We start from the raw sequence: 15,628 nt of genomic DNA on the forward strand, positions 1-15,628 counted from the left end.
TGCCGATGCTGACCTTGCTGCTCAACGTGCTCTGGCTGGTGCTGTTCGGCTTCGCCGCCGCGATCGGCTGGTTCACGGCGGCGCTGGTGATGCTGATCACCATCGTCGGCATCCCCTGGGCCCGCGCCGCGCTGACCATCGGCGTCTTCATGCTGTGGCCGTTCGGGCGCACGGCGGTGGATCGCCGCCTGCTGACGGGGGAGGAGGATATCGGCACCGGCGCGCTGGGCACGCTGGGCAACGTCCTCTGGTTCCTCTTCGCCGGCTGGTGGCTGGCGCTGGGGCACCTGCTGATCGGTCTGGGCTTCTGCCTGACCATCATCGGCATCCCGTTCGGCTTCCAGCACTTCAAGTTCGCCGGCCTGTCGCTGGCCCCGATCGGCAAGGAGATCGTGGACGCCCCGGTGATGGACTCGATCCGCGCCCGCTACCGCTGACGCGGACCGGGCCGATCACCCTCAGCCGGGCAGCGGCTCCAGCAGGTCGGGAGCGCGGCCGGTCTCCACAGCCTCGCTCCAGGCGTCGGCCAGCCGCTGCGTCTCCGCCACCGCGGCCCGCCAGACGCGCAGCCGCTCCGTCGTCGGCAGGCGGCGGAAGTCGCTGCGGTCCGGCACCTTGCCGCCGGGCAGCGTGGCCAGGAACTCCCGGCTCGGGCAGACCAGCAGCGTGCGGGACAGGTTGCGCGGGTCCGGCCGGCGCCAGCGCAGGGCCTTGTCGAACCAGCCGGGCACGATCCGGTCGGAGAAGTGCGGGTACAGCACCAGCCCGGGCGCCTGATAGGGGATGTCCAGGTGGTAGTCCATGATCCCGCCGTCCAGATACAGGCCCGGCCGCGCACCGTGCAGCTCCGGCACCGGCTCGAAGACGAAGGGCACAGCGCCCGAGGCCAGCAGCGCCGGCACGAGGTTCTGCGGCGTCAGCGGCACCGGCTGGGTCGGGAAGCCCTGGCGGCAGTCGAAGGGCGGCCGGCTGCGGGCGTCGTAGATCAGGGTGCGCTCGAAGAACAGCGGCAGGCTGCGCCGGCTGATCCCGTTGGCGAGCGCCGCCGCGGCCAGACCTGCGCCCATGCCGACTGGATGGCGGCGGCCGATCGGTCCCTTGCCGCGCACCGCCAGGATGGCCAGCCGCATGGCGGGATGGGACAGGATCTCCTCCGCCCCTGTCTCCCCCAGGATCACCTCCAGGATGCGGCGGCAGTCCGCCGTCAGCCGGGCCGGGGTGACCGGCGGCTCCACCGTGTAGCCCAGATAATACTCCTCGAAGCGGCGGCAGGCCTCCACCGGGTCGCGCCGGGCGACGCAGGCGAAGCGCCAGCCGCCGATGGAACTGGCGACCATGGCCAGCGGCCGGGTGCGCTGCCGGAACCAGCGGCCGAAGATGGCGCGGTCCAGCCGGGTCAGCGCCAGCCATTTCGGCCCGCCCGAGGCGCCGGCCACCACGTCGAACAGGTCTTCGTGCAGGCCCTCCTCCCGGAGGCGCCGGTAGGCTTCGGGTCCTGCGAGAAGGCGGAGCGGACGGTCCATGCGCCGACGGTCCCATGCTGCGCTGCGGAAGGGCGCAGGGTAAGGCAGCCGCCGCGGCCCCCGCAACCCGGCAGGCGGCCGCGGGACTGGCCGTCGGGGAATGGCCAGGAGGGGAGGGGGAGGGAGGGAGATTGGTGCGGACGGCGGGACTCGAACCCGCACTCCCTTACGGGAACCAGATTTTCGTACCACTTCGGCTTTCGCCGCCGCCGGCCGGCCCGTCCGGGCCGGTCCCGCGTTCGTGGTCTGGACTATCCCTTCACCCTAGCCGTGGGCCGGCCTTAGGTGCCACCCGTCTAGTCTCTACACCTTCCCGCCGCCGGGGTCGCCCCGGGGGCGGCGGGCTTGACTCGGGATCGGCATGGGTCCTGGGACCCGAAGCTTTCCCCGACTTTGGGCGGTTCTACTCCCCCGGTTTCCCGGGGGGCACTCCAAATCAAAGTCTGCTGCGTCTACCGGTTTCGCCACGTCCGCACCGAGGCGGGGGACCATGCCACAACCGGAACCGGATTTCGAGGGGCAGCGCCCGGCCCGGACCGCCGGCGGGACCGGATGCCGCGGCGGCGGCCACCTTGATCCGCGGGGCCGGCGGGGCCATCTCGGCAGACCATGACCGAATCCCAATGGATGAGCCTCGTCTACGCGCTGGCCCTGCTGGTCCTGCTGGTGCCGGCCTTCCTCCGTCTGCGCATGCCGGGGCAGGTGCTGCTGCGCAACATCGCCCTCTGGCTGGCGGCCTTCGCGGCGCTCGGCCTGATCTACAGCCTGTTCGGCCCGTTCTGACGGGGGCGTGCCGCGATGCGGGAGCCGCAGATCCGCCGGAAGGTGCCGCGCGGCGCCGGTTGAAACGGCCCGGGGGCTGTGCTTCCCTCGCGGCCGCGAACGGCACATCGCCCACCAGAATCCAAACCAGTCACAAACACGGGGAACGCAGTCATGGCCTTCAAGACGCTCGACGACCTGTCCGTTGCCGGCAAGACCGTGCTGGTGCGCGGCGACCTCAATGTCCCGGTGCAGGACGGTCAGGTCAGCGACACCACCCGGCTCGACCGGCTGGCGCCGACCCTGAAGGAACTGGCGGGCAAGGGCGCCAAGGTCGTCGTGCTGTCGCATTTCGGCCGGCCCAAGGGCGGGCCGGACGCCAAGAATTCGCTGCGTCAGGTGGTGCCGGCGCTGGAGGCGGCGCTGGGCCTTCCCGTCGCCTTCGCCGAGGACTGCGTCGGCGAGTCGGCCCGGGCGGCGATCGCCGCGATCCAGCCCGGTCAGGTGGTCTTGCTGGAGAACACCCGCTTCCATGCCGGTGAGGAGAAGAACGACCCCGAGCTGGCGCGGCAGATGGCCGCACTGGGCGACATCTACGTCAACGACGCCTTCTCCGCCGCCCACCGCGCCCACGCCTCGACCGAGGGCATCGCGCACCTGCTGCCCAGCGCCGCCGGCCGGCTGATGCAGGCGGAGCTGGAGGCCCTGGGCAAGGCGCTGGCCCGGCCGGAGCGGCCGGTCATGGCCGTGGTTGGCGGCGCCAAGATCTCCACCAAGCTGGACCTGCTGCTGAACATGGTCACCAAGGTGGACATGCTGGTGCTCGGCGGCGGCATGGCCAACACCTTCCTGTTCGCCCAGGGCCGCCCGGTCGGCAAGTCGCTAGCCGAGAAGGACATGGCCGATCAGGCCCGCGCCATCATGGAGAAGGCCGCGGCCTCCGGCTGCGAGATCCTGCTGCCCAGGGACGGCTCCATGGCGAAGGAATTCAAGGCCGACGCGCCGCACCGCGTCGTTCCGGTGGAGCAGATCGCCGAGGACGAGATGATGCTGGATGTCGGCCCGGCCACGGTGGAGTTCGTCGGGCTGAAGCTCCAGGGGGCGAAGACGGTGGTCTGGAACGGCCCGATGGGCGCCTTCGAGATCCGGCCCTTCGACAGCGGCACCAACGCGGTGGCCGGGCTGGTCGCCGCCCTGACCGGCGACGGCCGGGTGCTGTCGGTGGCCGGCGGCGGCGATACGGTGGCCGCGCTGGAGCAGGCCGGCGTGGCCGGCCGCTTCTCCTACATCTCCACCGCCGGCGGGGCCTTCCTGGAGTGGCTGGAAGGCAAGGAGCTGCCGGGCGTGAAGGCGCTGGGCGCCTGATCCGCCGGCCACCGGCCGGGTAGGTTTTCCGAGGGGCCGGGCGGCGACGCCCGGCCCTTCCCGCATCCGCCAGAGGCGGGGATCGTTCCCCGCCGCCGGGCGTTGACCGGGAACCGCCCGCCACTGCCCGGTTTCCCATGCTCCCCGCCGAGCTTGCCCCCGCCGACCTTGTCCACACCGCGCACCTGCCGCTGGCCGATGTGGCCCTGCGTCTGGGGACGGCGGCGCTGCTGGGGCTGATGCTGGGGCTGAACCGGGAACTGCGGGGCAAGGCAGCGGGTCTGCGCACCCACACGCTGCTGTCCGTCTCCGCGGCGGTGGCGACCCTGGTGGCGCTGGAACTCCATTACGACCTCGCCGCGGACGGGCAGGGCAACCCGCCGGACCCGATCCGCGCCATCCAGGGCGTGGCCCAGGCCATCGGGCTGATCTGTGCCGGCATCATCATCCAGGGCCGCGGCACCCGCGTGCGCAACCTGACGACGGCCGCGACGCTGTGGATGGCGGCCTCGCTGGGGCTGGCCTGCGGCGCCGGTTTCTATGGCATCGCCTTGTTGTCGGGCGGGATCGCGCTGGTCCTGCTGCTGACGCTCAGCCTCGTGGAGCGGCGCTTCTTCGGCGACAAGGAGGAGGACGCGACGGACTGACGGCGGGGTGCCCCGGCCTCAGCCGTAGCGGTGCAGGGCCGCGCCGTGCGCCTTCAGCCAGGCGCGGGGGCCGTCCACCTCCGCCGTCAGGGTGGCGCACAGCGCCCAGAAGCGGGGCGAGTGGTTCATCTCCCGCAGGTGCGCCACCTCGTGCGCGACGACATAGTCGAACACCGGCTCCGGCGCCAGGATCAGCCGCCAGGAGAAGGACAGCCGTCCTCCGGCCGAACAGCTTCCCCAGCGCGAGCGGGTGTCGCGCACGCTGACGGCGGCGACCGTGGCGCCCAGCCCCGCGGCCTTGGCCCGGGCCCGCTCGGCCAGCCGCCGCCGCGCCTCCGCCTTCAGCCACTCGCGCACGCGCCGGGCCAGAAACTCCGCCCCGCCGCCGACGCGCAGCTCCGGCCCGTCCGGCCCGGCGGCCGTCCGCGGGGCGCCGCGGTGGTCGGGGTCGTGGCGGATGCGGTGCGGCACGCCCAGGATCGGCACCAGTGCGCCGTCGGCGAAGGGAAGCCGGGGCGGGATCGCCGCCAGCCGCCGGCGCACCCAGTCCAGGTGCCGGCCGACGAAGCGGGCGATCTCGGCATCGCCGACCCCGGCCGGCGCCACCACCTGGACCAGTTCCCGCGCCGCATCCACCCGCAGGCTCAGGCGCCGGGCGCGGGGGGACAGGCGCAGCTCCAGCGGGGCCGGAACGCCGTCCACGGCCAGCGCGCGCACCCGGAGGGGCGGGGATTTCGCCGCGGGCGTCCGCCGCGGCGGCGCCTTGGCACGGGGCTTCAGCAGGCGTCCGAACATGCGTCCTCGGCAGGCCCGCGCAGGCGGGCGGCAACGGGGGGACACTCAGGGACCGGCACTCTATCGCGGCGCCGCGCGGCGGGAAACCGGTCGGTCCGGGCGATCGTTCCTCAGTCCGGGGCCTGGGGGCGGCGACACGGCTGCCAGCCGTCGTCCCGATCCCGGTTCCTTGCCCGGATGCCATGCCGCCGCTCCTGCACGGTCGGCCCCATGCCGTAGCGACGGGGATTGCCGCACATCCAGCAACTGCACGACGCCAGATTGTCGGCCGCCTTCTGCGGAACCTCGGCCCAAGGGCGGACCCGGCGCGCCCTGGCAATCATGCGCTGCCGTGCATGCCGGCGGCATGCCCGCTTCATGTCTTTGAACATCGTGCCTCTCCAAGCTCGATGCCCCGGTGCGCTTCGCCCGACCTGGGGCGGCGCTGCCGGGGCTATCGTAGCTTGGGGAAGGGGGCGGCCGGATCCGTCATGCCGGCATTGTAGCCGTGGGCCGGGGCGGCGTCACGCTGCGGCGGGATCGGTCCCGGTGACCGCGGAACGGCGGTCGGGACCGTACTCCCCGGCCCCTGCGTACACCCTTGGGTTCCTTGCGCACCTGCTCCGGCCCGTGCGCACACGCAAACCCGTGCGGACACGCAGCAACCCGTGCGCACACGCAAAGGCCCCCGGCGCATCTAGGGCGCCCGGGGGCCGGTTTGCGGACTGTATTCCGCGCCCGGACAGACGTCCGGGACCATATCCTGCTTGCTATCGGCTGGCCCGTTCACGGGGTCAGCCACACCTTATCTGGAAGAACCATGCCGTTATGCACCCTCCTCTCTTGTATTCGGAGCAGGAGTACTGGCGCTTCAAGCGCCCCGGTGACTGTCGGGGGGAGTAATGTCTTCCACGACACCCTCCTTCTGTTTTCCATGGACTTATGCTGCCCCCGTCGCTGCCGGCCGTCAAGGGTTATTCTGCCAGCGGACGTGGATGGATTACCCACTCCGGTATGCTTTCCGGGGCGGCCTCTCCGGCACCTCCCCCGGCGGTTCCGCCCGACGCCGCAGGGCTGGCATCGCAATTTCCGGGTCGCACCACCCCCACCCTGTCCCTAGTGTCGCAGGGTCCGGACCGACCCGAGAGGCCCGCCGATGCACGCCCCCACCGCCCAGGCCCCCACGCCTCAGACGATGCGCGCGGCCGACTGGGGGCTGCTGTGCTTCCAGTCCGTCCTGTGGGGCGGCTCCTTCCTCTGGATGGGGCTGGCGATCCGGGAGCTGCCGCCCTTCACCATCGTCGCCTGCCGCGTCACCCTGGCGGCCGGCGCGCTCTACCTCGCCGCCCGCGCCCTGGGGCAGGCCATGCCCTGCGACGGGCGGAGCTGGCGCGACTTCTTCATCATGGCCGCGGTCAACAACTTGGTGCCGTTCAGCCTGATCGCCTGGAGCCAGTCGCAGATCACGGTGGGCCTCGCCTCCATCCTGAACGCCACGACGCCGCTGTTCACCGTGGTGCTGATGGCGCTGCTGGGCGGGGCCGGCCGGCCGGGGCCGCTGAAGCTGACGGGGCTGGTGGCGGGCTTCATCGGGGTCGCCGTGCTGCTGGGGCCGAAGGCGCTGACCGGGGCCGACATGGCGCTGCTGGGCTGTGTCGCCGTGCTGACGGCCAGCTTCTGCTACGGCCTTGCCGGGGTCTGGAGCCGCCGCTTCGCCGGACAGCCGCCGATCGTCTCCTCCACCGGGGTGCTGGCCGCGGCGGCGGTGCTGACCGTGCCGCTGTCGCTGGCGGTGGACCGGCCGTGGACGCTCGCCCCCTCCTGGGTGACGGTGGGGGCCGTGGCCATGTTGGGCCTGTTCAGCACGGGGCTGGCCTATCTGATCTATTACCGCATCCTGCGCACGGCGGGTCCCAGCAACGCCTCGCTGGTCACCTTTCTGGTCCCGGTCAGCGCCATCCTGATGGGCGCGGTGGTGATGGGGGAGAGGCTGGGGCCGAACGCCTTCGCCGGCATGGGGCTGATCTTCCTCGGCCTGGCCGCCATCGACGGCCGCCCGCTGGCCTGGGCCTCGGCACGGCTGACCGGCCGGCGCGGCGGCCCCGTCCCGGGAGCCTGAGTCAGACCGCCCCCAGGGCGGCGACCAGCGCCTCCAGCCGGGTCGGGTCCAGCCGTCCGTCCGTGCGCACGCCGGAGCAGAGGTCGATGCCGAAGGGCCGCACCGCCCGGACCGCGTCGGCCACGTTGCCGGCCTTCAGCCCGCCGGCCAGGAACACCGGCACCGGGCTCTCCGCCACGATGCGGGCGCTGACCGCCCAGTCGTGGACTCGGCCGGTGCCGCCCAGCTCCTTCACCGCCAGCGACGGCCGGCCGCTGTCCAGCAGCAGGGCATCGACCCGGGGCGCCACCCGCCGGGCCTCCTCCAGCGCCGCCTCGTCCTCCACATGCAGGACCTGCACGATGCGGACGGCGGGGCAGTGCCGGCGCAGGGCGGCATAGGTCTCCGGCGCCACCGCGTCCACGAGCTGCACCGTGTTGGTGCCGCAGCGCCGGACATGCTCGACCACGCCGTCGGGATCGGTGCGGCAGGTCAGCAGGAAGGTGGCGACGGGCGGCGGCACCGTGGCCGCGATCTCTGCGATCGTCTCGTCGGGGATCGGGCCGGGACCGGACGGCATGGCGGCCACCAGCCCCAGCGCGTCGGCGCCGGCGGCGACGGCGATCCGCGCCTCCTCGACCGAGGCGATGCAGCAGACCTTCAGGCGGGTTCGGCGGGCCATGGCTTCAGCCTCATCTCTTCGGGCAGCACAAGCTGGAATTCCTCCGCCAGGATACGGCGGTATTCTTCCCCGTCCGTGACGGCGCGCACGCTTGTCACCCCGTCGCGGGCGATCTTCAGCTCGCCATCGTGCAGCGAGCGGCGGCAGCCCGGCGTGGCGCGCGCCACCACCCGGCTGTGCATGAAGCGCGAGTCCGGGTGGCTGGACATGTAGTGGTTGGCGATGGCGATGTCCGCGTCCAGGGCCGGCTCGTCCGGGTCGAAGCGGTAGAGCGGCGCCCACACCCCGCCCAGCCGGACCTGGAGTTCCAGGTCGCGCGCCGTCACCGGCAGCAGCCGCCAGCTCTCCCCGTGCCGCACCGTCTCCACGCCGGGCTCCAGGGGCAGGGGGCTGATCAGCCCGTGGCGGCCGAAGCCGGCGTCGGCCAGCCAGGAGCGGCCCCCGGCCTCCACCAGCAGCAGCATGTGGGTGCGCCCGCCCGGCACGCCGGTCTTCCAGCTCACCCGCGCCATCACCGGCCGGCAGGGCAGGCCCAGCGCCGTCAGCACCGCGCGCAGCAGGCCGTTCTGCTCGAAGCAGTAGCCGCCGCGGCGGCCCGCCACCAGCTTGGCGGCGATGCCGGCGGGGTCGATCCGCACCGGCCGCGGCGGGTCGGCCGCCACGTCCAGCGCCTCGAACGGGATGGCGCCGACCTGGGCGACGTGCAGCGCGTCGAGCGTGTCGGCGTCGGCGCGCAGCGGACCGGCGAAGGCGATCCGCTCCAGATAGGCGTCCAGATCGACGCTGCTCATGTCCGTCATCGCAGTCCCCCGCGGCGGAGCCGCGTCATTCCCCGCAGACGTGGCGGAGCCGCGTCATTCCCCGCAGACGTGGCGGAGCCGCGTCATTCCCCGCAGACGCGGCGGGGCCGCGTCATTCACCGAAGACGCGGCGGAAGATCGTGTCCACATGCTTGGTGTGGTAGGCGAGATCGAACAGATGGTCGATCCGCTCGGCCGTCAGGTGGCGCATCACCTCGGCGTCGGCCTTCAGCAGGGAGCGGAAGTCCTTGCCCTCCAGCCAGACCGGCATGGCGTTGCGCTGCACGGCGCGGTAGGCGTCCTCGCGGCTCATGCCCGCCTGGGTCAGGGCCAGCAGCACGCGCTGGGAATTGTGCAGCCCGCCCAGCTTGTCCAGGTTGGCCTTCAGGTTCTCCGGATAGACCACCAGCTTGTCCACCACGCCGGTCAGCCGCACGAGCGCGAAGTCCAGGGTCACGGTGGCATCCGGGCCGATCATCCGCTCCACGCTGGAATGGCTGATGTCGCGCTCATGCCAGAGGGTGACGTTCTCCAGCGCCGGGGTGACGTAGGCGCGCACCATGCGCGACAGGCCCGTCAGGTTCTCCGTCAGCACCGGGTTGCGCTTGTGGGGCATGGCGCTGCTGCCCTTCTGGCCGGGGCTGAAATACTCCTCGGCCTCGCGCACCTCGCTGCGCTGGAGATGGCGGATCTCCGTCGCCAGATTCTCGACCGACGCGGCGATGACGCCCAGCGTGGCAAAGAACATGGCGTGGCGGTCGCGCGGGATGACCTGGGTGGAATGCGGCTCCACCGTCAGGCCCAGCTTCGCCGCGACATGCTCCTCCACCCGCGGGTCGATGTTGGCGAAGGTGCCGACCGCGCCGGAGATGGCGCAGGTGGCGATCTCCGCCCGCGCCGCCTCCAGCCGGGCGCGGTTGCGCGCGAAGGCGGCGTAGTGCCCGGCCAGCTTGACGCCGAAGGTGGTCGGCTCGGCATGGATGCCGTGGCTGCGGCCGATGGTGGGGGTGTGGCGGTGCTCGTAGGCGCGGCGGCGCAGGGCGGCCAGCAGCGCGTCCAGATCGTTCAGCAGCAGGTCGGCGGCCTGTTTGAGCTGCACCGCAAGACAGGTATCCAGCACGTCGGAGCTGGTCATGCCCTGGTGGACGAAGCGCGCCTCCGGCCCGACATGCTCGGCCAGGTTGGTCAGGAAGGCGATGACGTCGTGCTTGGTCTCGCGCTCGATCTCGTCGATCCGGGCGATCTCCCACTTGCCGCGCTGCCAGACGGCTTCGGCTGCATCCTTCGGCACCACGCCCAGCGCCGCCATGGCGTCCATGGCATGGGCCTCGATCTCGAACCAGATGCGGAAGCGGTTCTCCGGCTCCCAGATGCGGGTCATCTCGGGGCGGGAATAGCGCGGGATCATGGGCGGACTCTTCGCTCGGGTCGGCACGGAACGGCGCGACCATAGGGGCAAGCCGCCGCTTTGGGAAGCGCACCCGACGCAGGGGCGCCTTCTCGGCGGCGGCGGCGCCCTCGCTCTTTCCGCCTAGGCGAGCCAGAGTCCCGTGTCGGCGGCGGTGGCGGTGCGGTTTTCGCCGATGCCCCAGACGAGCCAGTGGCGCAGGGGGTCGATGCCGGCGGCGGCGACATCGGGGTTGCGCTCCAGATAGGCGGAGAGGTCGAACCAGGCGGACGGGTCGCGGTCCTCGCGCCAGCCGGAGTCGAGGTAGTGCTCGTAGCCCGAGCGGAACGTGCCGGCCTCGACCGCGGCGCGCACGTCGGCCCAGCGGGCCAGATAGGCCTGCTCGTCGAACAGCGGGGTCGGGTCGCGCCCCTCGGCCTGACCGAACGCCAGATAGTGCTCCAGGCCGCTCTTGACCTGCCCGGCTTCGATCGCGGCCCGCACATCGGCCCACCGGGCGAGGTAGAAGGCCTCGTCGAACGCCCCGCCGCCCGGCTGCACCGCCTCGAAGCGCGCCGGCAGGGTGACATAGACGACCTGGTCGTCGAAGCGGATCAGCTCCACGTCGATGGCCGTGTCCGTGCCCGTCGCCGCCCCGTCCAGCCGCACGCCCCAGGGACCCGTCGCCTCCAGCGTCACCACCGAGCGCGCGGCCTCGATGCGGACCACGTCCACCCCCGAGCCGCCGTCGATCGTGTCGTTCCCCGCCCCGCCGGAGAGACGGTCATCGCCCGCCCCGCCGGTCAGCGTGTCGTTGCCGGCGCCGCCCTCCAGCACGTTCGCCACGGCGTTGCCGATCAGCCGGTCGTTGCCCGCCCCGCCGCGGGCGTTCTCGATGACGACGCCGTAGGCGATGGCGAGGTTGTCGCGGCCGTCATAGCCGGGGGTGGGCACATGGCCGGCATCCGCCGGCAGATCCATGCGCTTCTGCGCCTCCGTCGCCCGGATGGCGATGGAGCTGAAATGCCCGTCACGCAGGTCGATGACGCAGTCCAGCGTCTGGGCGGAGGCGTCGAGCGTGTCCGTCCCGCCGCCGTCCCAGATCGTCTCGAAGAAGCGTTCGTTCTGCTGCCAGGAATAGACCGTGTCGCCCGCGCGCGTGGCGGTGTTGACGCCGTAGAGATACTGGACCGCCAGGATGTCGTAGAGCATCAGCGTGCGCGGCGATACCTGCGCCGACTGCCAGCCCCCCTCCTGCTCCTCCCAGATCTCCGAATTGTCCGGATAGGTGTAGGACATCACCGTGTAACGGACGCTGTCTTCCGCCGCGGAGACGGAGGGCACGCCCTCGAACGGGTGCTTCAGGCCCAGCGCGTGGCCCAGCTCGTGGATCACCGTGTTGAAGGCGTCCGTGCCCGGTGTGGGCGCGGCGTTCGACGCTGTTGCCGCCAGCCAGGAATCGCCCGAGATCCCGCTGGGCGTCATCGCGGTGATGATATCGTCGGAGGTCCGGACGGCGAAGGCCGGGTAATAGGCATAGCCGGCCAGCGAGCCGTCCATCTGATGGCTGCCGAAGCGCAGCAGGGCGGCGTCCTCGTCCGTCACCTCGGTGAAGCGGATCAGGGAGACCTCTTCGTACTGCGCCAGCGCCAGCCGGGTCGCCGCCCGCTGCGCGTCCGTCAGCGCCACGAAGGTCGCGGCCGTCGGCTTGTCTGGGTCCTGGAGTGTGTCGTAGTCCGCCGGCACCGCGGTCAGGAAGGCGTAGGGCACGGTGACGGCGGTGCCCAGCGCCACCGTCGGGGTGAGCGGCTGGCCGACGGCGTTCAGCAGGTTCCAGCGCGCCGTCGGCGAATCGTCGATCGCTGCCACCAGCGCGTCGATGCCGATCTGTCCCGTGGCGGGGATGGTGGCGAGCCCGCCCTTCGCCTGGCGCTCGGCCCCCGCGACGCAGCCCGGACAGCCGCAGGCCAGCCCCTCGTCCCCGGTGGTCCTGGCCAGCGCCTGCATCAGCAGGCTCCCGGCCTCCCAGGCCGGCGGATCGGCCGGGTCCTGCGGCCAGGAGGAAAGGGCGCTGTCGTCAACCTCGCTGCCAGTCTCGAAGGCCATGATCCGGTCCGGGGGTGGAAATGGGACCTCGACTATCCCTGCGCATTGGGATCAGCTCAATCGGTTTTATACCGGTTACCCGTGCGGCACGGGCGACCGGCGCCTACATCAGGCCGGTGCTCTTGAAGCTGACATGCCGGCCCTTGCCGATGATGACATGGTCGTGGACCACCACGCCCAGCGCCGTGGCGGCCTGGGTGATCTGCTTCGTCATCTCGATGTCGGCGCGGCTGGGCGTGGGATCGCCCGAGGGGTGGTTGTGGACCAGGATCAGCGCGCTGGCGTTCAGCTCCAGCGCCCGCTTCACCACCTCCCGCGGATAGACGGGGGTGTGGTCCACGGTGCCGCGCTGCTGCACCTCGTCGGCGATCAGGGTGTTCTTGCGGTCCAGGAACAGGATGCGGAACTGCTCCACCGGCTCGTTCGCCATCGCTCCGGCGCAGTAGTCCAGCAGCTTCTGCCAGGAGGACAGGACCGGCTTGCCCAGCACCTCCTGCCGCGCCATGCGCAGCCCGATGGCCCCGGCCACCTTCAGCGCGGCCACGGCGCCCTCCGTCATCTCCCGCTGCCGGCGCAGGGCGTCGGCCGGGGCGCTGACGACGCCCCAGAGCGAGCCGTGCGCCTTCAGCAGGGCCTTGGCCAGCGGCTTCACATCGCGCCGGGGGATCTGGAACAGCAGCAGTTCCAGCAGTTCGTAGTCCTGGAGCGCTTCGGCGCCTTGCTCCAGGAAACGGGCGCGCAGGCGCTCGCGGTGGCCGTGATAGTGCGGCGTGTCTTCCCCGGCCGCCCCGCTGCCTGCGGCCCCGTCGGAACCGGCAGTTGCCGGCGGGGGTGGGTCCTGCTCCTCCACGCGCGACGGGCGCCTGCGACTGCCTCCCATGCGGGGAATACTCCGGGCTGGCTGCACTTCAGGGGAAGTCTAGCAGCAGGGCACCGCCCCTTCCAGTCGGGGCGCCGGGAGGGCGGCGTCGCCCCCTCTGGCCGGCGTGCTTTCCGGAATTCCGTCGCAGCCTGCGAGCGGCGGCGCGGCCGCCCCCGGGATTCCGCGGGGTCGGACCGGGCACGGCGCTTGCAGGAACCGGCGGATGGCCCGGTCCCCGCCGCAGGGGACCCGCATTCCAGGACCGATGATGATCCCGTGCCGCGAGCGTCTGCTCCTGTCCCACCTGTCCGCCCTGTCGCCCGCCCGGCTGGACAGTCTGGCGCGCGACCGCGGTCCGGCCGTGGTGCAGGAGGCCCTGGCCCGGTTCGAGGTGCTGGTCGTGGAGGAGGGGCGCGGGCTGGTGCGGGCGCTGGAGGCCGGCGGCGGGCCGGAGGCGTGCCGCCGCGCCTTCCTGCTGGAAGGCGCGGCGCTGGAGATCGGCGGGCAGCGGCTGGCCCGCTGCTGCCGCCTGCTGATCGAGCGGCCGGCGGCCGGGGATGCCGCCGCCCTGGTCACGGAGATGCTGACGGAGACGCTGGCTGCCACCGCGCAGGTGCGTCGGCGCTACGCTCCGGCGGAACTGCCGGACGCTGTGGCGGCGCCGGTCGAACCGGTGTCGTAGGGCGGCCTGTGCAGCCCGGCGGGGGAGAGGGTGAAGATCTCCACCCCGTCGGCCGTCACGCCGACGGAATGCTCGAACTGGGCCGACAGGCTCTTGTCCCGCGTCACGGCGGTCCAGCCGTCGGACAGCACCTTCACATCGAAGCGGCCGGCGTTGATCATCGGCTCGATGGTGAAGAACATGCCCTCCTGCAACACGGTCCCCTCGCCGGGCTGGCCGAAATGCAGGATGCTGGGCGCGTCATGGAAGACCCGGCCCAGCCCGTGGCCGCAGAAGTCGCGCACGATGGAGAAGCGCTGCGCCTCCGCATAGCTCTGGATGGCGTGGCCGATGTCGCCCAGCGTGGCGCCGGGGCGCACCACGGCGATGCCGCGCATCATCGCCTCGTAGGTCACATCCACCAGCCGCCGCGCCTTCACGCTGGCATTGCCGGCGATGTACATGCGGCTGCTGTCGCCGTACCAGCCGTCCAGGATGACGGTGATGTCGATGTTCAGGATGTCGCCGTCCTGCACCCGCTTCGGCCCCGGAATGCCGTGGCAGACGACATGGTTGATGGAGATGCAGGTGGCCTTGGGATAGCCCTTGTAGCCCAGCGGCGCGGGCACGGCGCCGTGGTCGCGGATGAACTGCTCGCAGAGCCGGTCCAGCTCCTCCGTCACCGCACCGGGCACGACATGGGGCGTGATGAAGTCCAGCGTTGCCGCGGCCAGCCGCCCGGCGCGGCGCATGCCCTCGAAATCCTCGGGCGGGTGCAGGGGGATCTGGCGGTCGTCGGTCTGCGGCTCGGCCTCTGCGGCTCTGGTCATCGTCTCGGGTCCAACTGCGAAGGCACTGAAGGGAACGGGCGGCGGGCCGGGGCCGCGCCGGGGAGTACCCTACACGGCCGCTCCCCCGCCGCAACGGCTAATCGCCCGCCAGCCGTTCCCGGCCGTGCGGCGTGCCGAAGTCGATCCCGGGACCGATCGGCACCACCTGCGACGGGTTGATCGTCCGCTGACTGACATAGTAGTGCCGCTTGATGTGGTCCAGGTTCACGGTCCCGGCCACGCCGCGGGTCTGGTACAGGTCGCGCACATAGCCCCAGAGCGCCGGATAGTCCCGGAGCTGACGGCGATTGCACTTGAAATGTGAATAATAGACGGCGTCGAACCGCACCAGCGTCGTGAACAGCCGCCAGTCCGCCTCCGTCGGCCGGTCGCCCAGCAGGTAGCGGCGGGTCTCCAGGCGCTGCTCCAGCCAGTCCAGCGTGCCGAACAGCGCCTCCGCCGCCTCCTCGTAGGCATCCTGGGCAGTGGCGAAGCCGGCCTTGTAGACCCCGTTGTTCACGGTGTCGTAGATGCGGGCGTTCAGCGCGTCGATCTCCGCCGCCAGTTCCGCCGGGTAGAGGTCGGGCACGCTGCGGGTGGCGACGGCGTCGAACTCCCGGTTCAGCATGCGGATGATCTCGCCGGATTCGTTGTTCACGATGGTCCGGCGCTCCTTGTCCCACAGCACGGGCACCGTCACCCGGCCGGAAAGGCCGGGGCAGGCGGCCAGATAGACCTCGTACAGGTAGCGCGCGCCCGTCAGCGGATCGCGCGCGTCGCTGCCGGGCGGGCCGAAGGCCCAGCCATGCTCCAGCATCAGGGGATCGACCACGCTGACCGTGATCGCCTCCTCCAGCCCCTTCAGGGCGCGGTAGACCAGGGTGCGGTGCGCCCAGGGGCAGGCCAGCGAGACGAACAGGTGGTAGCGCCCGGCCGCGGCCGGGAAGCCGGAACTGCCGTCGGCCGTCACCCGGTCGCGGAACCGGCTTTCCGAGCGGACGAAGCGGCCCCCGGTCTTCGTCGTGTCGTACCATTCGTCATGCCAGACGCCGTCCACCAGCAGTCCCATGGTGCTCTCCCGCTCGGTTGCGCTCCATCCCCGTCCAGATGGCCCTTCCCAGATGGGCGTTG

At 71.8% G+C, this 15,628-nt stretch carries 15 protein-coding genes; 6 read left to right on the top strand and 9 right to left on the bottom strand.

Features of this window, described 5'->3' with window-relative positions:
• The first annotated feature begins 5 nt into the window (after positions 1-5).
• Positions 6-437, top strand: a complete 432-nt coding sequence (locus ACFQPS_RS06340; RefSeq protein WP_377357429.1) for a YccF domain-containing protein — start codon at positions 6-8, stop codon at positions 435-437.
• Between the two features lie 21 nt (positions 438-458).
• Here ACFQPS_RS06340 and ACFQPS_RS06345 read toward each other — a convergent pair whose 3' ends face one another.
• Positions 459-1,523: a hypothetical protein gene (locus ACFQPS_RS06345; protein WP_377357431.1), complete on the bottom strand. Its 1,065-nt coding sequence runs from the start codon at positions 1,521-1,523 to the stop codon at positions 459-461.
• A 609-nt stretch (positions 1,524-2,132) separates the two neighbouring features.
• Here ACFQPS_RS06345 and ACFQPS_RS06350 point away from each other — a divergent pair.
• The 3 genes from ACFQPS_RS06350 to ACFQPS_RS06360 all read left to right on the top strand — a co-directional run bounded on the left by ACFQPS_RS06350 (position 2,133) and on the right by ACFQPS_RS06360 (position 4,297).
• A complete protein-coding gene (locus tag ACFQPS_RS06350; protein WP_012568518.1) occupies positions 2,133-2,306 on the top strand; it encodes a hypothetical protein in 174 nt (57 codons plus the stop codon).
• A 153-nt stretch (positions 2,307-2,459) separates the two neighbouring features.
• Positions 2,460-3,650 carry a phosphoglycerate kinase gene (locus ACFQPS_RS06355; RefSeq protein ID WP_377357433.1) on the top strand — a complete coding sequence of 397 codons (1,191 nt, stop codon included), beginning with the start codon at positions 2,460-2,462 and terminating at the stop codon, positions 3,648-3,650.
• A 137-nt stretch (positions 3,651-3,787) separates the two neighbouring features.
• Positions 3,788-4,297 carry an MgtC/SapB family protein gene (locus ACFQPS_RS06360; protein WP_377357434.1) on the top strand — a complete coding sequence of 170 codons (510 nt, stop codon included), beginning with the start codon at positions 3,788-3,790 and terminating at the stop codon, positions 4,295-4,297.
• Between the two features lie 18 nt (positions 4,298-4,315).
• On the opposite strand, the gene ACFQPS_RS06365 is transcribed toward ACFQPS_RS06360, so the two are convergent.
• A complete protein-coding gene (locus ACFQPS_RS06365; protein ID WP_377357436.1) occupies positions 4,316-5,092 on the bottom strand; it encodes a M48 family metallopeptidase in 777 nt (258 codons plus the stop codon).
• A 1,135-nt stretch (positions 5,093-6,227) separates the two neighbouring features.
• On the opposite strand from ACFQPS_RS06365, the gene ACFQPS_RS06370 reads away from it, so the two are divergent.
• Complete coding sequence (locus ACFQPS_RS06370; RefSeq protein ID WP_377357438.1) at positions 6,228-7,190, top strand: DMT family transporter; 963 nt, start codon at positions 6,228-6,230, stop codon at positions 7,188-7,190.
• A gap of 1 nt (position 7,191) precedes the next feature.
• Here the strand turns inward: ACFQPS_RS06370 and ACFQPS_RS06375 are convergent, their stop codons facing one another.
• The 5 genes from ACFQPS_RS06375 to radC all read right to left on the bottom strand — a co-directional run bounded on the left by ACFQPS_RS06375 (position 7,192) and on the right by radC (position 13,024).
• Complete coding sequence (locus ACFQPS_RS06375; protein WP_377357439.1) at positions 7,192-7,851, bottom strand: phosphoribosylanthranilate isomerase; 660 nt, start codon at positions 7,849-7,851, stop codon at positions 7,192-7,194.
• Entirely contained in the window at positions 7,830-8,642 is an 813-nt protein-coding gene (locus ACFQPS_RS06380) for an arylamine N-acetyltransferase family protein (protein ID WP_377357441.1), read from the bottom strand. The genes ACFQPS_RS06375 and ACFQPS_RS06380 overlap by 22 nt, the downstream gene beginning before the upstream one ends.
• Before the next feature lie 121 nt (positions 8,643-8,763).
• Complete coding sequence (gene purB, locus ACFQPS_RS06385; protein WP_377357443.1) at positions 8,764-10,059, bottom strand: adenylosuccinate lyase; 1,296 nt, start codon at positions 10,057-10,059, stop codon at positions 8,764-8,766.
• A 123-nt stretch (positions 10,060-10,182) separates the two neighbouring features.
• A complete protein-coding gene (locus ACFQPS_RS06390; protein ID WP_377357445.1) occupies positions 10,183-12,144 on the bottom strand; it encodes a M10 family metallopeptidase in 1,962 nt (653 codons plus the stop codon).
• A 103-nt stretch (positions 12,145-12,247) separates the two neighbouring features.
• Positions 12,248-13,024: a RadC family protein gene (gene radC, locus ACFQPS_RS06395; RefSeq protein ID WP_377357447.1), complete on the bottom strand. Its 777-nt coding sequence runs from the start codon at positions 13,022-13,024 to the stop codon at positions 12,248-12,250.
• A 205-nt stretch (positions 13,025-13,229) separates the two neighbouring features.
• Between radC and ACFQPS_RS06400 the strand changes: the two genes are divergently transcribed.
• Positions 13,230-13,688 carry a hypothetical protein gene (locus ACFQPS_RS06400; RefSeq protein ID WP_377357449.1) on the top strand — a complete coding sequence of 153 codons (459 nt, stop codon included), beginning with the start codon at positions 13,230-13,232 and terminating at the stop codon, positions 13,686-13,688.
• Here ACFQPS_RS06400 and map read toward each other — a convergent pair.
• Both map and ACFQPS_RS06410 read right to left on the bottom strand, forming a co-directional pair.
• On the bottom strand, positions 13,631-14,497 hold the full coding sequence (map, locus tag ACFQPS_RS06405) for a type I methionyl aminopeptidase (protein ID WP_377357451.1): 867 nt from the start codon (positions 14,495-14,497) through the stop codon (positions 13,631-13,633). The genes ACFQPS_RS06400 and map overlap by 58 nt on opposite strands.
• Before the next feature lie 97 nt (positions 14,498-14,594).
• Positions 14,595-15,566, bottom strand: a complete 972-nt coding sequence (locus ACFQPS_RS06410; RefSeq protein WP_377357453.1) for a glutathione S-transferase family protein — start codon at positions 15,564-15,566, stop codon at positions 14,595-14,597.
• Between the last annotated feature and the right edge of the window lie 62 nt (positions 15,567-15,628).

Source organism: Rhodocista pekingensis (assembly GCF_042665545.1).
GTDB classification, from domain to species: domain Bacteria; phylum Pseudomonadota; class Alphaproteobacteria; order Azospirillales; family Azospirillaceae; genus Rhodocista; species Rhodocista pekingensis.